Origin of the sequence: Streptomyces clavuligerus, from assembly GCF_005519465.1 — a bacterium.
In the GTDB taxonomy this organism is placed as follows: Bacteria; Actinomycetota; Actinomycetes; order Streptomycetales; family Streptomycetaceae; genus Streptomyces; species Streptomyces clavuligerus.
The window spans coordinates 5,746,699-5,762,769 of the sequence record NZ_CP027858.1; the positions used below are offsets into that span (position 1 = coordinate 5,746,699).

Consider the following 16,071-nt stretch of genomic DNA (forward strand, 5'->3'; position numbering starts at 1 on the left):
CCCGCGTACGGCGGCGGACGGTGGCGCTCCGCCGTCGTTCCCGCCGTCTCCGGCACCGGGCTGCGGTCATATTTAATGAGACGTCGCTGTCTCAAATGCAGTATCTTTGTCTCATGACAATTGATCGTGAGCGGGTGCTCCGTGCCGCCGCCGCCCTTCTCGCCCGGAAGTCCACCGCCACGATGGACGAGGTCGCCAAGGCCGCGGGCATCGGCCGGGCCACGCTGCACCGGCACTTCGCCGGACGGGACGCCCTGGTGCGGGCCCTGGAGGAGTTCGGGCTGCGCGAGCTGGAGGCCGCCGTCGAGGAGGCCCGCCCCGACGAGGGCTCCGCCCCCGAGGCGCTGCGCCGCCTGATCGGCGCCACCGCCCCCGCCTCCCCGCTGCTCGGCTTTCTCATCACCGAGAACCAGCTCTTCGAGGGCGAGGGCGTGAACGAGGGCTGGGCCCGGATCGACGCGGTCTGCACCACTCTCTTCCGGCGCGGCCAGGAGGAGGGGCACTTCCGTGTCGACCTCACCGCCGTCTGGCTCACCGAGGCCCTGTACGGGCTGCTCAGCGCGGGCGCCTGGGCCGTGCAGGCGGGACGCGTCGCCCCCAAGGACTACCAGTACATGATCGCCGAGCTGGTGCTCGGCGGCTGCGTCCGACGGAGTGTGGAGGCATGACCGGCACCGCCCTCAAGGAGCCGGACACCGGGCTCGTCCCGGGACGCTGGCTGGCCCTGTCGGTGCTGGTGCTGGCCGTTCTGCTGATCGCGGTGGACGCCACCGTGCTCGGTCTGGCGACCCCCTTCCTCACCGAGGACCTCCAGCCGACCGGCACCCAGTTGCTGTGGATCGGCGACGTCTACTCGTTCGTCATCGCCGGTCTGCTGATCTCGATGGGCAGCCTCGGCGACCGCATCGGCCGCAAGAAGCTGCTGCTGACGGGCGCGGTCGCGTTCGGCGCGGTCTCCGTCCTCAACGCCTATGCCACCAGCCCCGAGATGATGATCGTGGCCCGGGCGCTGCTCGGTGTGGCGGGCGCCACCCTGATGCCCTCCACCCTGGCCCTGATCCGCAACCTCTTCTCCGACCCCCGCGAGCGCAGCATCGCCGTCGGTATCTGGGGCTCCGCCGCCTCCGCGGGCGCGGCGGTCGGCCCGGTCGTCGGCGGCGCGCTGCTGGAGCACTTCTGGTGGGGCTCGGTCTTCCTGATCAACCTGCCGGTCATGGCGGTGCTCGTGGTCGTCGGCCTCAAGCTGATCCCCGAGTCGCGCAACCCCGCCCCCGGCCCCTGGGACCTGATCAGTGTGGCCCTCTCCCTGGTCGGCATGGTCTCCGTGGTCTATGCCATCAAGGAGGTGGCGGTGCACGGCCTGACCGAGGGTGCCGCTCTGGCCGCCGCCCTCGGTGCCGGTGCGCTGGTGTGGTTCGTCCGCCGTCAGCTCACGCTGGAGTCCCCGCTGCTCAATGTGCGGCTCTTCCACCACCGCGGCTTCTCGGGCGCGGTGCTGGCGGATCTGCTGGCCATCCTGGGGCTCTCCGGGCTGATCTTCTTCCTCTCGCAGTTCCTCCAGCTCGTCCAGGACCGTTCCCCGCTGGAGGCCGGGCTCATCGAGCTGCCGTCCGCGGTCGGCGCCGTCCTCTCCGGTCTGCTCGCCGGACATCTGGCCCGCCGCGCCTCGGTACGGGCGGCCGTCACCGGCGGACTGGCCGCCCTCGGGCTCTCGCTCGCCTCCTGTGTGTGGCTGACCGCCGACACGGGGCCGCTCGCCATGGGGATCGCCCTGTTCCTCGGCGGCTTCGGCGCCGGACTCGCCTTCACGGTGACGGCGGACGTCATCCTCGGCAGCGTTCCCAAGGAGCAGGCGGGCGCCGCGTCGGCCGTCTCCGAGACCGCCTACGAGCTGGGCGCGGCCCTCGGTATCGCCCTGCTGGGCACGGTGGTGACCGGTGTCTACCGGGACTTCACCGTCCCGGCCGGGGTGCCCGAGGCGTCGGCGGACGCGGCCCGCGAGTCGCTGGGCGGCGCCTTCCACACGGCGGGGTCCCTTCCCCAGGAGCAGGGCGAGGCCCTGCTGGCCTCGGCGCGGGACGCCTTCGCCGACGGCTTCCACCTGGCCGGCGCGGCGGCCTCGGTGGTGCTGCTGACGGCGGCCGTCGCCGCGTGGTTCCTGCTGAAGGGGCAGCGCCTGGCGGACGGCGTCGAACACCCCTGACGTCCCGCACAGCGCGTACAGCAAGTGACGAACGGGACAAAACAGCGGCGGGGCCGGAGGAGATCCGGCCCCGCCGCCGTGTGGGCGGTCGACACCCCGGCGGGCGGTCAGGCCGCCTTCGCCTTGGTGGCGTACATGTCCACGTACTCCTGGCCGGACAGCCGCATCACCTCGGTCATCACCGAGTCCGTCACAGCCCGCAGCACATAGCGGTCCCGCCCCATGCCCTCGTACCGGGAGAACTCCATCGGCTCGCCGAAGCGCACCGTGACCCGGCCCGGCCGGGGCAGCCCCGTGCCGCCCGGCTGGAGCTTGTCGGTACCGATCACCGCGAACGGGACCACGGGCGCGCCGGTCATCAGCGTGAGCCGGGCGATCCCGGTCCGGCCCCGGTAGAGCCGCCCGTCGGGGGAGCGGGTGCCCTCCGGGTAGATGCCGAACACCTGCCCGTCCTCCAGCACCCGGCGCCCCGTCATCAGGGCGGCCACCCCGCCGTTCGCGCCGTCCCGGTCCACGGGCACCATGCCGACCCCGGAGAAGAACCAGGCCATGGCGCGCCCCTTGAGCCCCGTACCGGTCACATACTCGTCCTTGCCGATGAAGAAGACCGGGCGGGGGCAGACCAGCGGCAGGATCATCGAGTCGATGAAGGTCAGATGGTTCCCGGCCAGGATGACGGGGCCGGAGCCGGGGATGTTCCCGACACCCTCCACCCGGGGCCGGAACATCAGGCGCAGAAACGGTCCGAGGACGGCCTTGAGAAGGGACAAGCGGGACAACGGGTCCTCCGGTGTCAGAACGGACGGCAGCGGTGGGCGGCCGGCGCGGACGCCGCGAACCCTTGTACCAAACCCCGGCTAAGGTCTCGCTGAATTCGCGCAGGTGAGGACGATACTCGCGGATCATGCGCCCCCGCACACCGGACTCACCCGGTGGATACGCGCTGTTGACATGTGTTCGCACCACGTTCGCCCAGGGTCTTCCCCCTGGAGGAGGTCCGTCCCTACCGTCGGGCACGGCCGGCAGAGTGCCGAAGGTCACAGGGAGGAACGCAGATGACACAGAGCGCGACGAGCGGGGGCAGGGGCGGCGGAGCCGGTGCCCCGGGACGGCGGGCGGTGCTCGGCGCCGCCGCGGTGGGCGCCGGAGCGCTGGGCGTTCCGGCGGCGGTCGCCTCCCCGGCGGCGGTCGCCTCCCCGGCGGCGGCCGCCGCCGGGGCGCGGCACGGCGGCGGCTCCTACCGCGAGCTGCCCCGGCCGACCGTGATCGCCCACCGGGGCGCCAGCGGCTACCGCCCCGAACACACCATCGCCGCCTACCAGCTCGCCCTCGACATGGGCGCGCACGTCGTCGAACAGGATCTGGTGCCCACGCGGGACGGCCATCTCGTCTGCCGTCACGAGAACGACATCACCGGCACCACCGATGTCGCGGACCGCCCGGAGTTCGCCTCCCGCAGAACGACCAAGAGCGTCGACGGGGAACGGCTCACCGGCTGGTTCACGGAGGACTTCACCCTCGCCGAGCTGAAGACCCTCCGCACCCGGGAGCGGATACCGCGGGTCCGGCCCAAGAACACCCTGTACGACGGCCGCTGGACCATTCCGACCTTCGAGGAGGTGCTGCGCTGGGCCGAGCGGGAGGGCCGCCGCCGGGGCCGCCCCGTCTGGCTGCATGTCGAGACCAAGCACCCCACCTACTTCCGCCGTCTCGGCCTCGGCCTGGAGGAGCCGCTGGCCCGGCTGCTGCGCCGGTACGGGCGGGACGGGCGGAACGCGGCCGTCTTCCTCCAGTCGTTCGAGCCGAGCAGTGTGCGGAGGCTGTCGCGGCTGGTCTCCTCGCCGCGGGTGGTCCTGCTGTCGGCCGCCGGAGAGCGGCCCTGGGACTTCGTGGAGGCGGGCGATCCGCGCACGGTCGCCGATCTGGTCAGGCCCGACGGGCTGCGCTGGATCGCCTCGTTCGCCCAGGGCATCGGGCCCACCCTGGACCTGGTCATCCCCAAGGACGCGGACGGGAGGCTCGGCGAGCCCACCACACTCGTCCGCGACGCCCACCGGGCCGGGCTGATCCTCCACCCGTACACCCTGCGCAACGAGAACACCTTCCTGCCCGCCGACTTCCGGCGCGACCACGGAACGGGCCCGGCCGCCGCGGCGGGCGAGTACGGCGATGTCTTCGGCGCCTACCGGCGCTACCTCGCCACCGGGATCGACGGCATCTTCACCGACCACCCGGACACCGGGCTGCTCGCCGCCGCCGACTTCCAGGGCTGAGCCGGGCCCGGCGCAGCGCTGTCGTCCGTACCCCGTGGGGGCCCTGTCGACGGACAGGGGCCATACGGGGTACGGCCGTTTGAGTCCCCGTACCGGCCCGGCCGGAGGGGAACTCCCCTGGAGCGACTGCGATGTGACGGGCAAGAACCCTACTTCCCCATGGAATTCGCAGGAAGGTTGGCTATCTCACAGAGAAAACCGTCACTGATCCGTTCCCGCCGCCTGGGATCTCCGCGCAGAATGGCGGCGACCGAGGTTGCGGCTCCTGGGCGGGGGGAAGGGAGCGAGAGACAACCGGACCCATCAGGTGAGCGGGAGGCATGCGCACATGGGCATGAGCGTGACCATCTCAGCGGCGACGGCGCAGGACGCGGAGCACATCCTCAAACTCCAGTACCTGTGCTACCAGAGCGAGGCGGAGCTCTACGGCGACTACGCGATCGAACCCCTCACCCAGTCCCTGGACGACCTCCGGGCCGAGATCGCCGACGGTCCCGCGCTGGTGGCCCGGCTCGGGGACGAGGTCGTGGCCTCCGTGCGCGGCCGGGTCGGCGAGGACGGCACCGCCAGGATCGCCAAGCTGATCGTCCACCCCCGGATGCAGGGGCACGGCCTGGGCGGACGGCTGCTCGACGCGATCGAGGAGAGCTTCGCCCGGGAGCCCGCCGCCCGGCGTTTCCGGCTCTTCACCGGCCACCGCAGCGAGGGCAATCTCCGGCTCTACCGCTCCCGCGGCTATGTACCGGTCTCCCGGGAGCAGATCGGCCCCCGGCTCACCGTCGTCACCCTGGAGAAGGAGGCCGCGTCCCCGGCGGCGTTCGTGACCAGCGCCTGATGGGGACGGATGCGGACGGTCATCCCGCGTGGCTGCGCGAACGGCGCAGCCACAGCATCCCGGTGACCGGCAGCAGTACGGGGATGAGGAGATAGCCCATGCCGTACTCCGACCAGACGGTGGAGTCCGGGAAGGCGGAGGGTTCGAGCACCGTCCAGGTGCCCACGATCACCACCCCCGCCAGCTCCGCGGCACAGCACACGAGCGCCGCCCTGCGGGCCGTCTCCCCGCCGCGCACCAGCGTGTAGGTGATGAACGCGTACACCGCGGCGGCGACCGCGGAGAGCGAGTGGGCGAGCGGGGCGCTGTCGAAGTCGGTGACGATCGCGTAGACCGAGCGGGAGACCGCGCCCACCGACATCACCGAGTACAGCCAGACGAGCAGCATCCCGGGGCCCGTGACGAGCCGGCTCCGGCCGCCTCCGGTCTCCGTCCCCGTTCCGCCTCCGCTTCCCGTTCCCGTCCCGGTCTCCGTTCCGGACACGGTCAGCCTCCCCAGATGTCGTAGAGCCGGACTTCGAGCACCGCGACCACCACCGCGCCCGCGGCGACGGTCGCCGAGCCCCAGCGCGACCGCTCCACCAGGGAGAGGAAGGCCGCCGCGGGGATCGAGAGGAACGCCCCGATCAGATAGACCACGAAGGTCGTCGTGCCGTCGTGGGGATGCGCGCCCCCGGCGATCTTGACGATCCCGACCACGAGCTGCGCCAGCGCCAGCAGCGTCACCACGGCCATGCCGATGAAGTGCCAGTCCTTGGTGGGCTGGTCGCGCAGGGCGGCGAAACCGCACCAGGCGGCGAGGGCGAGCGCGGCCACCGAGACCGTGACCGTCAGGGCGTCAAGCATGGTTCCGAGGGTATTACGGGCCGGGGCCGCCGCCGCGCGCGCCCCTGGCCCGGGGGTGTTCGTGGCCTTGACCACATCTCCCGGCCGCCCGGCACCGCGCGGTCCCCTGCCGTCCCTGTCGTTACCGCAGGTCAGACCGGTGGGTAACCAGGAGGTCCGGAGCGGGGACAGTCCGGTGGCACCTCCCCTCTTGTCCGATATTCGGACGCCCCCCTTTGCGTGAACGGGCCATCTGCTTTACTTGCCGCCATGACCACGACGAGCTGCCGCACCCTTGCGACCGAGGCGAACCTGACGCCCGGTGCTCGTTGTATGGGTCGAATGTGCGCCTCCTGAGGGCCCCTGCCTGTGCCTCGCGCCCCGAAGTGAGACCCCGCAGCCGTCCGGTCGGATGACCGGTTTCCGCTGTGACGCGCATGTGCCGACCCCCGCCGGAGACCGTCCCGGCGCCGGGCCTGCCGCGTTCCCACCACAGAACCCCTGACGACGAACGCCCCGTGCCCGGCGAGACGCCTGCCGCGCACTCGACAGTGACGGACATCATCCAGTGATCACCACCACGGGCCTCACCAAGGTCTACCGCTCGCGAGGACGCGAGACCACCGCCCTGGACGGCGTCGACCTCCATGTCCGGCAGGGAGAGGTGTTCGGTGTCATCGGTCAGAGCGGCGCCGGCAAGTCCTCCCTCATCCGCTGCGTCAACCTCCTGGAGCGCCCCACCTCCGGCACCGTGACCGTGGACGGCCAGGAGCTGACCGCGCTCGCCGGACGCGGAGCGCGCGCCGGGAAGGAACTCCGCGCCGCCCGCAGCCGGATCGGCATGGTCTTCCAGCACTTCAACCTGTTGTCCTCGCGCACCGTCCAGGACAACGTCGAACTTCCCCTGGAGATCCTGGGGCACTCCGGCGCCGACCGCTCCCGGCGGGCCCTGGAACTCCTCGACCTGGTCGGCCTCGCCGACAAGGCCAAGTCCTACCCCGGCCAGCTCTCCGGCGGCCAGAAGCAGCGCGTCGGCATCGCCCGCGCCCTCGCGGGCGAGCCCAAGGTGCTCCTCTCCGACGAGGCGACCAGCGCGCTCGACCCCGAGACCACCCGCTCCATCCTCCAGCTCCTGCGCGACCTCAATGAGCGGCTGGGCCTGACCGTCCTGCTCATCACGCACGAGATGGACGTCGTCAAGACCGTCTGCGACTCCGCCGCCCTGATGGAGCGCGGCCGGATCGTCGAGTCCGGCACCGTGAGCGAACTGCTCGCCACCCCCGGCTCCGAACTGGCCGCCGCGCTCTTCCCGGTGAGCGGCGACGCCTCCGCGTCCGATCGCACGGTCGTGGACGTCACCTTCCACGGGGACGCCGCCACCCAGCCGGTCATCTCGCAGCTCTCCCGTACGTACAACATCGACATCTCGATCCTGGGCGCGGCCATGGACACCGTCGGCGGCAAGCAGGTCGGCCGGATGCGGATCGAACTGCCCGGCCGGTTCGAGGAGAACGTCGTCCCCATCGGCTTCCTGCGGGAACGGGGTCTCCAGGTAGAGGTGGCCGCGACCACCGCCGAGGAAGGTGCCAAGTGACCTGGTCCGAGATGTGGCCGCTGCTGGAGCAGGCGTGTTGGGACACGCTCTACATGGTCGGCTGGTCCACCGCGATCGCCGTCGTCGCCGGGCTGCCGCTGGGCATCCTGCTGGTCCTCACCGACCGGGGCGGACTGCTGGGCAACGTCGTGGTGAACAAGGTGCTGGGCGAGATCGTCAACGTCACCCGGTCGATGCCGTTCATCATCCTCATGGTCGCCCTGTTCCCCTTCACCAAGGCCATCGCCGGCACCACCATCGGCCGTGAGGGCGCGATCGTGCCGCTCGCCATCGGCGCCATCCCGTTCTTCGCCCGGCTGGTCGAGACCTCCGTCCGCGAGGTCGACCACGGCCTGGTGGAGGCCGTGCAGTCGATGGGCGGCAGCACCTGGACCGTCGTCCGCAAGGTGCTCGTCCCCGAGTCGCTGCCCTCGCTGATCGCCGGGGCCACGACCACCGTCATCGCCCTGATCGGCTACTCCGCGATGGCGGGCGCCGTCGGCGCGGGCGGACTCGGCGACATCGCCATCCGCTACGGCTATATGCGCTTCGAGACCGAGCTGATGTGGATCACGGTGGCGATCCTCGCCGTCGTCATCTCCCTCATCCAGCTCGCCGGGGACCTCACGGCCCGGCGCCTGTACGGGCGGGGACGGGGCGGACCCGCCCCCAAGCTGCGGCTGCTGCGCAACGCCAAGCCCCTGCTGACCCCCGCCGAGGCCACCGCGGAACCCGCGGCGGAGCCCACCAGGATTTCCTGACCCGGCCCCTCCGGGGCCGTACCACCCGCACCACCATGGAGAAAGGCACTTTTCGTGCGTAACACCACCAAGATCACCGCTGCTGTCCTCGCCGCCGGGGCCCTCACCCTCGGACTCACCGGCTGCTCGTCCGCGGACGACGAGAACCTCGTCGTCGCCGCCACCTCCGTCCCCCACGCCGAGATCCTCGGCTTCGTCAAGGACGAGCTGGCCGCGAAGGAAGACCTCAAGCTGGAGGTCAAGGAGTTCACGGACTACACCACCATCAACACGGCCACCCAGGACGGCCAGGTCGACGCCAACTTCTTCCAGCACAAGCCCTACCTGGACGACTTCAACAAGAAGAACAAGACGACGATCGTCCCCCTCGTCACCGTCCACCTGGAGCCGCTGGGCCTCTTCTCGAAGAAGGCCGACAGCATCGCCGACCTCAAGGACGGCGCCACCGTCGCCGTCCCCAACGACACCACCAACGAGGCGCGCGCCCTGCGGCTCCTGGAGCAGAACGGGCTCATCAAGCTGAAGCCCGGCACCGGTGCCGAGGCGACCCCCAAGGACATCGCCGAGAACCCGAAGAACCTGAAGATCAAGGAAGTCGAGGCCGCCCAGACCCCGCGCGTCCTCGGCGAGGTCGACGCCGCCGTCATCAACGGCAACTACGCCGTCGAGGCCAAGCTGAGCCCCAAGAAGGATTCCATCGCCCTGGAGTCCGCCGAGAACAACCCCTACGGCAACTTCCTCGCCGTCAAGAAGGGCGACGAGAACGACGAGCAGGTCAAGAAGCTCGCCAAGCTGCTCTCCTCGCCCGAGGTGAAGAAGTTCATCGAGGACACGTACGACGGCTCCGTCATCCCGGCGGTCTGAACCCCGCCCGGCGGCCCCACCCGGGCCCGGACCGGGTGAGCCCGGTCACCGGGACGGTGCCCCGCACCCCCTTCGAGGGGCGTGCGGGGCCCGCCGCTTTCCGCCCGGCACACAAGTGCGGGACCCTGTGGTGCAGTTCGAGCAGCCCATGCTGCATGCTGGGCTTTTCGGCAGGCCCACGGTTCTACGGGCACGGCAGGCCCCTGGCTACGGAGCGGCGCATGACTCTCACCTTCCCGGACGTGTCCATCAGCACGGAGCGGTTGGTGCTGCGCCCCTTCGAGGAGGCCGACATCCCGGCCTACACCGAGATGATGAACGACGAGCAGATCACCGCCTGGACCACGGCGCCCCACCCCTACACCACCGCCGACGCCGAACGGTGGGTCCGGGGGGCCGCCCCCGCCCGGCGTTCCGGCGGCCGGGGCATCGCGCTCGCCGTCACCGAGTTCCTCACCCAGCGGCTCGTCGGCGCCGTCCAGCTCCGTGACACCGACTGGCGCACCCGCGCCACCGAGGCCGCCTATGTCACCGCCCCCTGGGCGCGCGGCGAGGGCTACGCCACCGAGGCCCTGCTCGCCACCGCGAAATGGCTCTTCCGCGACCAGGGCTTCGAACGCCTGGAACTGCGCACCCCCGCCGACAACACCGCGGGCCAGCAGGTCGCCCAGAAGACCGGGGCGATCAGCGAGGGCGTCCTGCGCAACGCCTGGATAGCCCGGACCAGGACCGAGGACGGCGGCTGGACGGCCATCCGCACCGATCTGATCGTGTGGAGCCTGCTCCCCGAGGATCTGGAGGGCGGCGCCGAGGACCTGGCGGACTTCGGCTACGCCTCCTTCACCGAGCTGAGCTGAGCCGAGCCGAGCTGAACGAAGCGGAACGGAACCGGGCAGGGCGGGCCAGGGCGGGGCGGGTGAGCACGGTCCGCTGCCGCCGGGGCCGGGCCGTGTCGTCGCTGCCCCCCTTCCCCTTCCCTTCTCTTCCCTTCCCACCGAAACGGTCCCCAGGGCCCCCGCGCCAGGTAGTCTCACCCTGCCCGCCCGCCATATGGGCACGTACCGCCTGAACCGACCCCAGGGAGACATACGACGATGGCCGACCGCGTCACGGTGATCGGCTGGGACGGCTCACCCCTCACCGCCGCGGCCACGTCCGCCCTCGGCGCCGCGACCCTCGTCGCCGGAGCCGCCCACCACCTCGACCTCCCCGAGATCCCCCCGCACGCCGAACGCGTCCGCCTCGGCAGCCTCGACCTCGCCGCCCGCCGCATCGCCGCGCACCGCGGCACCGCCGTGGTCCTCGCCGACGGCGACCCCGGCTTCTTCGGCGTCGTCCGCACCCTGCGCGCGCCCGAACACGGCCTGGAGGTCGAGGTCGTCCCCGCCGTCTCCAACGTGGCCGCCGCCTTCGCCCGCGCCGGGATGCCCTGGGACGACGCCCAGATCGTCGTCGCCCACCCGCGAACGCTGCGCCGCGCCGTGAACGTCTGCCGCGCCCACCCCAAGGTCGCCGTCCTCACCTCCCCCGGCGCGGGCCCCGCCGAACTCGCCCTGCTGCTCGAAGGGGTCCACCGCACCTTCGTCATCTGCGAGGAACTCGGCACCGCGCGCGAACAGGTCACCGTCCTCACCTCCGACAAGGCCGCCGACCACCTCTGGCGCGACCCCAATGTGGTGATCGTGATCGGCGGGGCCGCCGCCCCGGACGGCGGACGCGGCACCTGGATCGCGGGCCGCGACCCCGGCGGCACCGGCGGCCGGGGCTGGGCACAGCCCCTGCCCGCCGACCCCGCCGCACCCGCCTCCGCGGGGGACGCGGAGCAGTTGCGCGCCCTCCAACTGGCCCGGACCGGACCGCGTACCGGCGACCTCGTCTGGGACATCGGCTCCGGCTCCGGGGCCTTCGCCACCGACGCCGCCCGCTTCGGCGCGGCCGTCATCGCCATCGACACCGACCGGGCCGCCTGCGCCCGCACCGACGCCGCGGCGCGCCGCGCCGGAGTCCATGTCCAGGTGGTGCACGGGCACGCGCCCCAGGTACTGGAACGGCTGCCCGAACCCGACGTCGTCCGGATCGGCTCCGGCGGCGCCCCCGTCGTCACCGCCTGTACCGACCGCAGACCCCAGCGGATCGTCGCCCACGCCTCCACCCGGGACGAGGCCGAGGCCATCGGCGCCGCCCTGACGGCGGGCGGCTACACCGTCACCTGCGCCCTGCTCCAGTCCGTCGAACTCGACCCGGTGGGCTGGGCGGAACGCGAGCGCTCCGTGGTTTTCCTGCTCTCCGGGACCCGGGCCGATCACGTCCCGTGATCCCGAATGTCCGTGGTGCGGGGTAGGCTGGCCGATCGTTGTACCGCACCCCCGCCGTACGTCGTCCACGGTCGCCGACGGTCCGGGGGAGCCGGAAAAGCAGTGCCGACACCGCGCCGGTCTGTGGTACTTCGGAGCCGGGGGAGGCGCGACGTGGCGCACCCCACAGCGGACCGTGGCGGATCTCCCCGCCACGGCGGCGAACGGCCGCGAGAATGCTGGGAGTCCGCGGACGATCGTGCCGCGTGGCGTGCCCGCTCGTTCTCATCGACGGGCGTCCGGTGCGCCGCGGCCGGCCGACCGGACGACGGGCGAAGGATTCACAACCGATGGGCGAGGGGTACGCATGACCGACACCGGCCAGGTCCCGGGCGAGGGACAGCCGGAGAACGCAGGCGTGGTGGGGCAGCAGCCGGGGGTTCCCGGCGGTGACGCCTACACCTTCCTGGAACCCTCCGGCCACCTTCCCGACGAGGACGATCTGCTGCTGATGCCGGGCGCGCAGGGGGCCTGGATCGACCCCCAGGCGGTGCAGTCGCTCCAGCACGGCCCGCAGAGCGGACAGGTGCGGCTCCCGGTGGACCGGACCGGGCAGGTGCCCGTCGGCGCGCATCCGCAGATCCCCGAGCAGTACGTGCCCGTCCCGGCGGCGCAGCCGATGCCCGGACAGCAGCAGGTTCCGGTCGCCCCGGACCTGGTGCCCGCCCCGGAGCTGGCCGCGCCGACCGATCTGGGCGCCCCCGACGCCGCCGTGCCGCCGCAGCCCGTGATCCCGGCGCAGGCCACGGCCCCGCCGCAGCCCGCCGGTGCTCCGGCGGCCCCCGCCGCGCCGCCCGTCGGCACGACGGCCCCGGTGCCGCCGGCCGCGCGGCGCCCCCTGCACATGGGCCCGCCGCTGCCGGACACCACCGGCGGTGTCGTGCGCTCGCTCGCCGACCGGGGGCCCGCCGGGGTCGCCCCGCACCCGCTGACCGTGCAGAACACCGCTGTCGCTGCGCCACCCGCCGTCGAGCACGTCGAGCACGTCGATCACGCTGGGTCCATCGAGCCCATTGAGTACGCAGGCGTCCCGCAGGGGGAGCCCGTGGTGCTGCCGGGGCCCCAGCTCGGGGAGATTCCGCCGCAGCCCGGCGCTCCCTGGGGTCCGCAGGCCCCGCAGCAGGCCGTTCCCGTGCCCGAGCCCGCGCCGGAGCCGGTGCCGCCCGTTCCGGCGGAGGCGGTCGCCGCCGAGCCGGTGCCGTCCGCGCCCGCCGCCCCGGTTGCCCCGGTCGCCCCGGTCGAGGAGCCCGCCGATCCCGCTGGCGTTCCGGCGGTCGAGGAGGCGGCCCCGGAGGCCGTCGCGCCCGAGGCCGTGATGGCCGAGCCCGCCGCGACGGGGACCGCCGCGCCCGAGGCCGTCCTCGTGGAGGCGCAGCCGGTGGCGCCGGAGGAGTCGGCTCCCGAGGCCGCCGCCGAGCAGCAGCCGGTCCCGGCCGAACAGCCGGAACCGGCCCAGCCGGTGGCGCAGCCGGAGCGGACCGGGCCGGTGGTACCGGAGGAGGCCCCGGAGGCTGTGGCGCCCGAGGCGGTGGCCCCGGAAGAGGCCGCCCCCGAGGCAGCGCCCGGACCCGCGCCGGAGGCCGTGTCCGAGGTGCCCGACCCGCCCGTGACGGTGGAGGCCGTGGAGGCCGAGCCGGAGCCGGTGCCCGTTCCCGTGGCCGCGCCCGAGCCGGTGTTTGAGCAGGCGCCTGAGCCTGAGCCGCAGGCCGAGGCCGTTGTCGTTGTCGTCGCCGCCGAGCTGCCCGAGGCCGCCGAGGCGGCCGAGCCGGGGGAACCGGTGGAGGGACCGGAGGCCGCCGTCGAGGTGGCCGAGCCCGCCCTCGTTCCCGTGGCCGAGCCCGAGGCCGAGCCGGTACCTGTCGTGGCGGTTGAGCAGCCGGTGGCGGTGGAGGCCGCGCCCGCCGCGGTCGTCGCCGAGGCGGACGTCTCCGTTCCGCAGCCCCCCGCCGAGCCCGCGGAGCAGCCGGTGCCGGAGGCGGAAGCCGAGGTCGTCGCCGAGGTCGTGTCCGAGCCCGAGTCCGTCGTCCCCGAGCAGGCACCCGAGCAGGCGCCGGCCCCTGAGCCCGAGCCGGGGGCTATGCCGGAGCCGGGGCCCGTGTCCGAGCCCGAGGAGATCCCCGCCCCGGCCCGGAGCGCCCCCGCGCCCGGATACGACGACGCCGAGCGCGAGGCCGTGCTCCGCGTCATGCGGGAACGGCGGGACATCCGCAACGGCTTCCGCGGCGACCCCATCCCGCACGAGGTGCTGCTGCGGGTCCTGGAGGCCGCGCACACCGCGCCGAGCGTGGGCCACTCCCAGCCCTGGGACTTCGTCGTCATCCGCTCCGCCGAGACCCGCAGCACGATGCACGAACTCGCCCAGCGCCAGCGGGACGCGTACGCGAAGACGCTGCCGAAGGGCCGGGCGAAGCAGTTCAAGGAACTGAAGATCGAGGCGATCCTCGAAACGCCCGTCAACATCGTCGTCACCGCCGACCCGACCCGCGGCGGCAGGCACACCCTGGGCCGTCACACCCAGCCGCAGATGGCCCCGTACTCCTCGGCCCTGGCCGTCGAGAACCTGTGGCTCGCCGCGCGCGCCGAGGGCCTGGGCGTGGGCTGGGTCAGCTTCTTCGACGAGCGCGAGATGGTCCGGGCGCTGGGACTGCCCGAGCACCTGGAGGTCGTGGCGTATCTGTGCGTCGGATACGTCGACGAGTTCCCCGAGGAGCCCGAGCTGACGCAGGCCGGGTGGTCCAAGCGCCGCCCGCTGTCCTGGGTCGTCCACGAGGAGACGTACGGCCGCCGCGCCCTGCCCGGCGAGGAGCCGCACGACCTGCTCCAGGAGACCGTCGCCAATATCCGTCCACTGGACGCGAAGGCGCTCGGTGAGGCGTGGGAGCGGCAGAAGCGGATGACCAAGCCCGCCGGGGCGCTGGGCATGCTGGAGATCATCTCCGCGCAGCTCAGCGGCCTGTCCCGGGTCTGCCCGCCGCCGATCCCGGAGCCCGCCGCCGTCGCGGTCTTCGCCGGTGACCACGGGGTGCACGCCCAGGGCGTCACCGCCTGGCCCCAGGAGGTGACCGGCCAGATGGTCGCGAACTTCCTCGGCGGGGGAGCGGTCTGCAACGCCTTCGCCCACCAGGTCGGCGCGGAGGTCTGCGTCATCGATGTCGGCGTCGCCTCCGAGCTGCCCGCGACGCCGGGGCTGCTGCCGCGCAAGGTCCGCCCCGGAACCGCGGACTTCACGACGGGCCCCGCGATGACCCGCGAGGAGACCCTGGCGGCGATCGATGTCGGCATCGAGACCGCGCGCGACCTGGTGGCGGCGGGGAACCGCGCGCTGCTCACCGGGGAGATGGGCATCGCCAACACGACGGTCTCGTCCGCGCTGATCTCGGTCTTCACCGGGGTCGACCCCGGTGAGATCACCGGCCGGGGCACGGGCATCAACGACGAGATGCACGCCCGTAAGGTGGACGTCGTCCGGCGCGCGCTGGAACTGCACGCCCCGGACCCCGCCGACCCCGTGGGCGTGCTCGCCGCGGTCGGCGGGCTGGAGCACGCGGCGATGGTCGGCCTGATCCTGGGCGGCGCCTCGCTGCGGACGCCGGTCGTCCTGGACGGAGTCTCGGCCGGCGCGGCGGCCCTCGCCGCCCGCGCCATCGCCCCCGAGTCCCTCGCCGCCTGCATCGCCGGTCACCGCAGCGCCGAACCCGGCCACGTCGCCGCCCTCAACAAACTCGGCCTCCGCCCGCTGGTCGATCTCGACCTCAGGCTGGGGGAGGGGACGGGTGCGTTGCTCGCGCTTCCGCTGGTGCAGAGCGCTGCGCGGGCGATGCATGAGGTGGCGACGTTCGACTCGGCGGGCGTCACCGAGAAGTAGCTCCTGGGTGTGCCTCTGCGCCTCCGCGCCCCCGTGAAATCAGCCTCGTGGGGGTGCCTGAAAGTCAGCCTCGCCGGCGTTTGAGGAGCGGGGGCTCGGGGGCTGGCCCCCGACAACGGGCCCGCAAATTTCGGCCTCGTGGGGTGTGTCCTCTCTGGGGGGTTGCCCCCGCGCAAAATCCAGCCTCGCCGGCGTTTGAGGAGCGGGGGTTCGGGGGCTGGCCCCCGACGATGGGGCCGCGCGGGGGTTCGTCGGCTTGCGCGTCGGGCGTGCGTTGGGTGCGGGGTCCGTCCTCAATCGCCGGACGGGCTTGTTTTGCTCGGGTCACCCGTCAGGTGCGGGGGTGGGGGCCTCCGGGCTCGACTCCTCAGGGCCGGCAGACCGGACGTCCGATGTCCGGATGCGGGTGATTCTCCGCCGGTCCCTTACGGGGACGACCCTGCACCCCCCACCACGGGGAGACGGCCACTCGGTGCGGGAAGTGGTCACAGTCCCGC

At 72.8% G+C, this 16,071-nt stretch carries 13 protein-coding genes; 10 read left to right on the plus strand and 3 right to left on the minus strand.

The features are described from left to right. The first annotated feature begins 113 nt into the window (after positions 1 to 113). Complete coding sequence (locus CRV15_RS24250) at positions 114 to 668, plus strand: TetR/AcrR family transcriptional regulator (RefSeq protein ID WP_029182852.1); 555 nt, start codon at positions 114 to 116, stop codon at positions 666 to 668. After that, a complete protein-coding gene (locus CRV15_RS24255) occupies positions 665 to 2,203 on the plus strand; it encodes an MFS transporter (protein WP_003959790.1) in 1,539 nt (512 codons plus the stop codon). Before CRV15_RS24250 ends, CRV15_RS24255 begins: the two co-directional genes overlap by 4 nt. Before the next feature lie 107 nt (positions 2,204 to 2,310). On the opposite strand, the gene CRV15_RS24260 is transcribed toward CRV15_RS24255, so the two are convergent. Then, positions 2,311 to 3,000, minus strand: coding sequence for a lysophospholipid acyltransferase family protein (locus CRV15_RS24260; RefSeq protein WP_372461443.1), 690 nt, complete (start codon positions 2,998 to 3,000; stop codon positions 2,311 to 2,313). A gap of 258 nt (positions 3,001 to 3,258) precedes the next feature. On the opposite strand from CRV15_RS24260, the gene CRV15_RS24265 reads away from it, so the two are divergent. After that, positions 3,259 to 4,476 carry a glycerophosphodiester phosphodiesterase gene (locus CRV15_RS24265; RefSeq protein ID WP_003959787.1) on the plus strand — a complete coding sequence of 406 codons (1,218 nt, stop codon included), beginning with the start codon at positions 3,259 to 3,261 and terminating at the stop codon, positions 4,474 to 4,476. A gap of 328 nt (positions 4,477 to 4,804) precedes the next feature. Then, entirely contained in the window at positions 4,805 to 5,311 is a 507-nt protein-coding gene (locus CRV15_RS24270) for a GNAT family N-acetyltransferase (protein WP_003958370.1), read from the plus strand. 19 nt (positions 5,312 to 5,330) lie between these two features. Here the strand turns inward: CRV15_RS24270 and CRV15_RS24275 are convergent, their stop codons facing one another. Then, complete coding sequence (locus CRV15_RS24275) at positions 5,331 to 5,795, minus strand: hypothetical protein (protein ID WP_003958371.1); 465 nt, start codon at positions 5,793 to 5,795, stop codon at positions 5,331 to 5,333. Positions 5,796 to 5,797: 2 nt separating this feature from the next. Further along, positions 5,798 to 6,157, minus strand: a complete 360-nt coding sequence (locus CRV15_RS24280; protein WP_003958372.1) for a hypothetical protein — start codon at positions 6,155 to 6,157, stop codon at positions 5,798 to 5,800. Between the two features lie 547 nt (positions 6,158 to 6,704). Between CRV15_RS24280 and CRV15_RS24285 the strand changes: the two genes are divergently transcribed. The 6 genes from CRV15_RS24285 to cobT all read left to right on the plus strand — a co-directional run bounded on the left by CRV15_RS24285 (position 6,705) and on the right by cobT (position 15,574). Beyond that, the gene (locus CRV15_RS24285) at positions 6,705 to 7,730 is read left to right on the plus strand and encodes a methionine ABC transporter ATP-binding protein (protein WP_003958374.1); all 1,026 of its coding nucleotides are present in this window, start codon (positions 6,705 to 6,707) and stop codon (positions 7,728 to 7,730) included. Beyond that, on the plus strand, positions 7,727 to 8,491 hold the full coding sequence (locus tag CRV15_RS24290) for a methionine ABC transporter permease (protein ID WP_003958375.1): 765 nt from the start codon (positions 7,727 to 7,729) through the stop codon (positions 8,489 to 8,491). The genes CRV15_RS24285 and CRV15_RS24290 overlap by 4 nt, the downstream gene beginning before the upstream one ends. A gap of 54 nt (positions 8,492 to 8,545) precedes the next feature. Beyond that, complete coding sequence (locus CRV15_RS24295; protein WP_003958376.1) at positions 8,546 to 9,355, plus strand: MetQ/NlpA family ABC transporter substrate-binding protein; 810 nt, start codon at positions 8,546 to 8,548, stop codon at positions 9,353 to 9,355. 221 nt (positions 9,356 to 9,576) lie between these two features. After that, positions 9,577 to 10,212 carry a GNAT family N-acetyltransferase gene (locus CRV15_RS24300; protein ID WP_009995554.1) on the plus strand — a complete coding sequence of 212 codons (636 nt, stop codon included), beginning with the start codon at positions 9,577 to 9,579 and terminating at the stop codon, positions 10,210 to 10,212. 237 nt (positions 10,213 to 10,449) lie between these two features. After that, complete coding sequence (cbiE, locus tag CRV15_RS24305; RefSeq protein ID WP_003959784.1) at positions 10,450 to 11,670, plus strand: precorrin-6y C5,15-methyltransferase (decarboxylating) subunit CbiE; 1,221 nt, start codon at positions 10,450 to 10,452, stop codon at positions 11,668 to 11,670. 346 nt (positions 11,671 to 12,016) lie between these two features. After that, positions 12,017 to 15,574 carry a nicotinate-nucleotide--dimethylbenzimidazole phosphoribosyltransferase gene (cobT, locus tag CRV15_RS24310; protein ID WP_009995552.1) on the plus strand — a complete coding sequence of 1,186 codons (3,558 nt, stop codon included), beginning with the start codon at positions 12,017 to 12,019 and terminating at the stop codon, positions 15,572 to 15,574. Positions 15,575 to 16,071 lie beyond the last annotated feature (497 nt).